This is a genomic window from Streptomyces sp. NPDC001027 (assembly GCF_040299045.1).
GTDB lineage: Bacteria > Actinomycetota > Actinomycetes > Streptomycetales > Streptomycetaceae > Streptomyces.
This window is the reverse complement of record NZ_JBEPBI010000339.1, coordinates 1-6,610: the sequence shown is the minus strand read 5'-3', so window position 1 is coordinate 6,610 and position 6,610 is coordinate 1. Positions and strand designations below refer to the sequence as shown.

Here is a 6,610-nt window from a genome sequence, read left to right as displayed (position 1 = left end):
GCCTCCGCCACACAGCCAGGGACCAAACCCGCACCCTCGCCCATCTCGGCCTCACATGATCAAAAAGGACGAGGTCTGACTATGCCGAAGCCCTGTCGATTACGCCCACTGCATGCCCAGCTCCCGCAGTGCGTCGAGCTGGGCCTGGGTGAGTTTGTCCCGCCTCGCGCGGGTGTTCGAGACCCATATACCCAGCTTGACGGTCACGGGCTCCGTCTCGCCGTCGACCGCGATCTCCTCAGAGTGGCCCCTTGGGACCGGCCGGTGGCCTTCCCGTTCCACCCATTGCGTGAGGGCCGCCAGGCCCCGCTGGAACGCCGCCTGTGCCTTGTTCGGGCCCTTCGTCGAACGTGGGGCTGTCGGGGCGGGAGACGGTGCCTCAAGCGGCTGTACGCCCAGCCTGGACAGGCGCTCCTGCTGTTCGGTGGACAGCTGCGCCCAGGTGCTCGCCTCGCGTTGCCGTGCGAGCCACCTGCCCAGGTCATCGCCCTCGAACAGGACCCCCGGCTGGATGGCTGGCAGGACGCCGTCGGCGTCGACCATGTCGGCGAGCACGCGGTAGTGGCGTTGCCAGTCGAGCGGCCACGGGCAGTCCCAGTCCGGGTCGATCGCCGCGAGCTGTGCTGCCCGCGCCGCGGCGCGTTCGGGGTCCTTTCCGAGGCCGCCCTTACGCCGGAGATTGGCCAGGTGCTGCCCCACGGGCACCATCGCCTCGCCCTCGCCCCACACCTGGTCCTGGCGCGGGGCCATGTGCCTGGTGGCCCGGTGGTACGAGCGCAGCGCGGCGAGCTTGCTCTCCCACGCTTCCTCGCCCGGCTCCCACACCATCCCGGCCTCTTCGGCGTCCAGCAGCGTCTTGCGCCGCTCCTCCAGCTCCCCGGCCCGCAGCGCCTTCCTCTGCTGGTGCACCCACCGCCCGAGGGGGAAGTCCTTCGTGACGCCGACCTCGACCTCAACGTCATACGGGACGGCGTAGACGCCGGTGATCTGGTTCTCCGCCCTCCAGCGCAGCAGTGCCTGGTAACCCTCCAACCAGACGAGGCTTTCCGGCCGGTACACGCGGGTCCGCAGGAACGCGGCGATGGTCGCCGCATCGCGCGGGCTGGAGAAGTGGAGCAGCGCGGACTCGGCAGCGGCGTCGGTGTCGTCCTGCTCCTGGTCCTCGCCGTCGCCCTCTCCGCCGGCCCCGACGATCCGCCCGTCCTCGTCACGCTGGAGGTGGACCTTGCGCTTGCCGCTGGTGAGCGCCCGTGAGGCGAGCTGCTCGACCAGACGTTCGTCATGCGAACGCAGGCCCTGGAGGACCGCCACAAGGGGGCGGAAGCTGGCACTGGCGACCATGTCGGTGGGGTCCTCGTTCGGCTCCAGGAACACCGGCACGATGATCCTGGCCACCTTCGTGGAGCCGTCTCTGTTGAGCCGGAGCGCGCGGCCGATGTTCTGCACGATCTCCACCTGGGAGCCGCGGGTGTCCGCGAAGCAGATCGAGTCGACTCCCCGCTCGCCGGTGATGTCGACGCCCTCCCCGAGAACGCGAACGCTGGCGAGGAACGCCCGGTGCACCCGGCGTCCGGCGGCGTCGATGCCGTTGGCGAACTGCCGCAGGACCTCGCGCCGCTCGGACACGAGGTGGTCGCCGCACAGCCACGCCGACCACACCCGGTCCGGCGGGACGTGGCGGCCGGCCTCGAGTTCGTAGAACTCCGCGTCGATGGAGGACTTCGGCAGCTTGTCCGCGGCGGCCAGGTCGTCGTCCGAGGCGTCGTTCATGTACAGCTCGGCTGCCGTCTCGGGCAGCTTCTCCGCGAACGCGGCCGCCTCTTCCACCTTCTGGTGGAACGTCATGACGGTGCGCAGATTCCACGCGGCGGCGTGCTCCAGGAGCGCGGTCTGCAGGAGCGCCAGGCGCCGGCCTCGCCGTGCCTCCTCCGACTCCCCGAGAACGGGCGAGGGGTCGCGGATCTCCAGCACGTCGATCTCAAATCCCGCAAGGATTTCGCGCTCGATCGCCTCGCTCAGGCCAAGCTCTGCGAGCCATGCGCCGTAGGTGCCATCCGGGTCGTCGGCCATCGTCGCGAGCTCCACCTCCTGGCCCTCCGCGCCCTTCTGCGGCCGGGCCGCGGCGAGGATGCGCGGGGTGGCGGTGAGATAGAGCCGGAAATCCGCTGGGATGCGGGCGTTGTCGTGGATCGCCGCCCACGGCCTCCCAAGATCACCGGCGGTTCCGTGGGCCTCATCCACGATCGCGAGGTCGAAACCGCTCATCTGCTGCCCGTAGAGCCTGTCTCCGCCCGCCAGAGCGGCCTCCAGGGGCCCGCGAACCTTCCGCTGGCCCACGGGAGCATCGATGTCCTCGCGGTCCACGAGAGAGGCGTACGTGGCGAACACGACCACTGGCCCGGACCCGGCCCACAGGGCGAGCTGGATCGGGTTGGTGGTGGTGCGCACCCCCAGCGACTTGAGGACCGCGTCGTTCTCCAGCGAGCACACCGCGACCATCGGGGCCCGGTGACCGACCAGCCGCCACGCCTGGGCGGTCTGCACGAGCAGGTCCAGAGTCGGTACGGTCACGAGGATCCGCCCGTCAGGGAAGGACTCCAGCGCGCATGCGGCGGCCGTGAAGGTCTTCCCCGATCCGGTCGCGGACACGATCGTGCCCCGTGCCCCGTGAGGGGGCACGGATGACCGTGCAGGGAATCCGACCCACTTGCGGAAGCTCGCCTTCTGGGCGACCTGGTGTTCTCGAAGGCTGATCACCTCAGGCTCCTTGGGGGGCGTCGGTCGCCATAGGTGCGGCCGTCGGTTGCTTGCGGCGGCGTCGTAGTTCGCGCTGTGCTTGGGCGCGTGCGCATTCGCGGGTGCAGTACTTGATGCCGCTGGTGCGGTTCTGTCCGTACATGGCGCGGCCGCGTTGGCGGACGAAGGTCCGGCGGCAGGTCTCGTTGGCGCACACGCGGATGGTGGCGTCTTCGGCGAGGTGGTTGTAGAGCTGGAGGAAGGCGACCGAGTAGACCGTGGGGTTGCGGTCGGCGAGGTGTCCCAGGCCGATGCTGAACTTGCTCAGCGCGCCGTTCACGGCGTCGTTCAGGCGCTCGATGCGCAGCTGGATGAGCTGCTCGCGCAGATGGTCTAGAGAGTGGGGCCAGGGCGGCTGGGCGTGCGGGTTGAGCGCTCGCTCCTCCTCCAGGACTTCATCGGTGATCTCCGGTTTGACGAGTTCCTCCAGGCCGCCGGGACGTCGGCAGGCCAGCCAGGTCGCGATGGCGGCCTGGGCAATTTCCAGGTGCAAGGTGACCTGATTGCGATGGACACCGCCGCAGTCCGGGCGCGGTGGTGTCTGCAGCGCGAGTGCCTCGATCTCTTTCCTGTCCTCGGGCAGGTAGTCACTCAGGTCGAGGTCCCTGTGCTCAAGATCGAAGAGCAGCCCGTAGGACCGGAATAGCTGGGCGGCCGCCGCCAGGTCGTCTGCGGGAACCTCCATCAGTTCCCGCAGATAGAAGTCTTCGGGCAACTGCACGGCCGGCTGACCGGCTGACGCCGCCATCGGCCAGAGGATCCAGTCGCCGTCCACCTCCACGTCCGCGAAGGGCCGCAGGGAAGGGGTGGGCACGGGGGTCCCGGGCCACAGCGTGGGACGAAAACGTGGGTCAACGTATGCCGCCATGCCAGGCATCATAGTCACGGCGGGGGTAGTACGAAAAGAGACCAGTTCGTACTAGGGGTGGTTGTCATCAGTTGAGGGTCCGCACCGGAGGGCATGGCGCCGCCATGCCGGGCGGGCCCGGACGCCCTTCTGTGCACCTTTGTCTGTTGGCAACTTGAGATCGGAGTGATTGCCAACAGCAGCTTCAGCTCCGGCAGGTCCGACTGGTGCTGGCATGGGGAGCCACGCTCAGCCCTTGCCCGCCGCACCTACCTGCATGCCCCTCCCGGGCGTGCCCGATCCCTGAGGGGGATTCGTTCGTGCCCACGCTCGCTCTGCTCGTCGTGCTGCTCCTGGTCGTCGTCGGGGTGTTGTTCGCGGCCGGCGCCGCGTACGTCGTGCACCGCCACCCGACCTGGGGCCAGCCTCTTGGCGCCGCGTTCGGCGCGGTGACGGTGATGGCCGCCCTTGTCGGCGTGATCCTCGCTCGGTGAGCAGCAGCGCGTCCGCGCGTGGTCGGAGCATCGGGGAGCTCCGACCACGCACGGCCCCAGCCGGGCTGCGTCGTCGTGGCCTGTCGTCCTCCGCCTGGCCGGGTGTCGATCGGGGTGATGGGCAGTCCCATCGGTCGATGCAACGGCAACGCCCAGGTTCCGCAGATGCGAGGACTGGTCCGTCTCGAGGCTATGCGCCAGGCGTTCGCGGGCGGGCTCGCAGTTGGGACTGAGGGCGGGGCCTTGCGGCGCCGCGTATAGAGCAGGGGCTTGCCAGCCGCATGGCCGACAAGCCCCTAGCGTTGAGCGTCCTGCGCCAACAGGCAGCCCTGCCTTGCCGCAAGTTACCGAGTCCGGGTCAGAGACTGAGGTGCCTAACGACCAGGCACAGACCTCACGGGTCCAAGCTCAGCATGTCATCAAGCATCGGATGCGGGTGCACCGAAGGTGCTGCCTCAACACCCCAGAACGATACAGAACTTGAATAATGGAGCCGCGAGTAGCTGTTGCTGCAGGCAGTGGGGCCGGACGATTGCCTGAGGCCGATTTTTTAGCAACAGCACAGCAAGTCAGAGTGTACGGATTCTCAAGAAAACAGCCTGAATTTGTCAGAAGGCGTCTACACCGGAATGGACATCGCCTGATGGGGTGGGACAGCATGAGGACGCCAGTTCACCTCGGCGCCAACCGAGAGACGGCAAACGAACAACTTCGGGTCAGGGAAGCGCAGTTCAGCGCTTCCCTTCAAGAGACTGAGGTGCTGATTCCCGTGCCATACGCGTCACTCATCCTGTGCCTTACGCGGTCGTCGAACCGCGACCAGGCAGCCGGCCCCCTGACTGTTGCTGCCCTCTGGCTCCTGGTCACGATCCTCATCGCGACCATCCTGTTGATCCTCCTGGGGTGGTCTCCGGCCATCGCTCTAAGTGTGATGGCCGGAGCTGGCGTGATCGCAGTGGAGCTCCGCCGCGGCCTCGCCTGACGGTATCGCCGGGCTGGTATGGAGAGTGAGGCCAGCCCGGCGATCTCCACGATGTTTATGGGGGACCTAAATGGGACGGCGCACCAAAGAACTACCGATCGAGTCTGACACTTCTGCAATCGTAAAGTTCGCCGCTTCGCTACGCGAACTTCGAGAGAAAGCTGGAAATCCTACCCTGGCGTCAATGGCAAAAGAGACGGGTGTATCCACCGCTTCCCTCTCAAAAGCTGCCGGTGGGCATGAGTTGCCTTCGTGGCGTACAACAAAATCCTACGTAGAGGTATGTGGAGCTGACCCGAAGCAGTGGCGGAATCTTTGGGAGGCTATCCGGCGGGAAATGAGGCCAAAGGAGTTTATCTCCGGTGACGCTGACGAGTCACTAAACCTTACTCCTGAGCAGAGGCGCAGAGCATCCTGGCCTCGTATGTGGGCACGCTGGGACAGAACAGGGATGATTCTCCCCTCGCACCGATCTGAATCCTTGCTGGATCTCAGGCTCGCCATGCAGTCCCTGCAGAACTACCGGTCACTTTCCCTCCGACAGCTTGCCCGCCTTATGCCATACTCCCATTCGACTGTGGCATCTGTGCTGTCCGGAACGAGACCAGTGACAGCATTTTTCCTCCGAAGCTTTCTTCAAGCGTGCGGGGCTACCTCCCTTAATGAGGTGATTCAATGGATGGACTTGCTCTCCACTGCCGATCCGAGTCAGAGAGCCGCAAGCCACATCCGTATTGCACCTGTGAGCACTCCTAACAGTTCGTCTGACTGGAGACCGGGACTGCCAGTCAGCGAGGAAATTGAGCGGCTTAGGAAATTTTCCCTCAGGAAGCGGTCGGACCATCTTCGGAGCTGGTTGCTTTCTCGTGTAGAAGAAAGGGCTAGACGTGCACTCTACCGGCGGATGGAAAAAGCACAGAGAATTAACGCATCTCACCTCACGCTATTCGAGCGAGGAGAGTGGAGTCTGACGCTCGACGAACTGAATAAACTCGCGATGGAGGCTAAGCAGCGCTGGGGATACGAAGATATTGATCCGGTTATCGAGTCCACCTTTAGCGACTTGTTTCGTGTGACTTAGTAAGTCACAGTCGTTCCTAGACGTTTCATTGGAGCAGGGGTGTGGTCTTGTTTCGCCAACGGTACATGCTACATCAACCTGATGCACCCGCTACACGAACAGCGACCCCACCCCAGTAGCCAGCCCGGCCCGCGTCAGCGGGCCCCAACGGTTCTGGAGGCGCAGCCGGAAGGACCGTCAGGCGGGGGAGCGCAGCGGACCCGCCCAGAGTCCGAAGGACTCCCCAACTCGCCAACCAAAGATCCCACCAGCCGCACGTGACACCCACTCAACCCGAGGGCACGCACCGCGCGCCAGGCCGGCCGCGCAGCGGCCGGCTCCACCGGATCCTGGAGCGCAGCGGAAGGATCCGCCCACGCACCGCGTGGGCTGCGGGAGCGCAGCGACCGCCTCGCTTTCTTCGGGCGCAG

At 65.9% G+C, this 6,610-nt stretch carries 4 protein-coding genes; 2 read left to right on the top strand and 2 right to left on the bottom strand.

The window, feature by feature from the left end; all coding sequences use genetic code 11:
* Positions 1–99: 99 nt before the first annotated feature.
* Both ABT300_RS39945 and ABT300_RS39940 read right to left on the bottom strand, forming a co-directional pair.
* Positions 100–2,757 (bottom strand): DEAD/DEAH box helicase, encoded by a 2,658-nt coding sequence (locus tag ABT300_RS39945; RefSeq protein ID WP_351686859.1) that lies wholly within the window; start codon positions 2,755–2,757, stop codon positions 100–102.
* 1 nt (position 2,758) lies between these two features.
* The gene (locus tag ABT300_RS39940) at positions 2,759–3,664 is read right to left on the bottom strand and encodes a hypothetical protein (protein ID WP_351686857.1); all 906 of its coding nucleotides are present in this window, start codon (positions 3,662–3,664) and stop codon (positions 2,759–2,761) included.
* A 299-nt stretch (positions 3,665–3,963) separates the two neighbouring features.
* Here ABT300_RS39940 and ABT300_RS39935 point away from each other — a divergent pair, with 299 nt between their 5' ends.
* Positions 3,964–4,137 carry a hypothetical protein gene (locus ABT300_RS39935; RefSeq protein ID WP_351686854.1) on the top strand — a complete coding sequence of 58 codons (174 nt, stop codon included), beginning with the start codon at positions 3,964–3,966 and terminating at the stop codon, positions 4,135–4,137.
* 1,052 nt (positions 4,138–5,189) lie between these two features.
* Positions 5,190–6,200, top strand: a complete 1,011-nt coding sequence (locus ABT300_RS39930) for a helix-turn-helix domain-containing protein (RefSeq protein WP_351686851.1) — start codon at positions 5,190–5,192, stop codon at positions 6,198–6,200.
* The last annotated feature ends 410 nt before the right edge of the window (positions 6,201–6,610 follow it).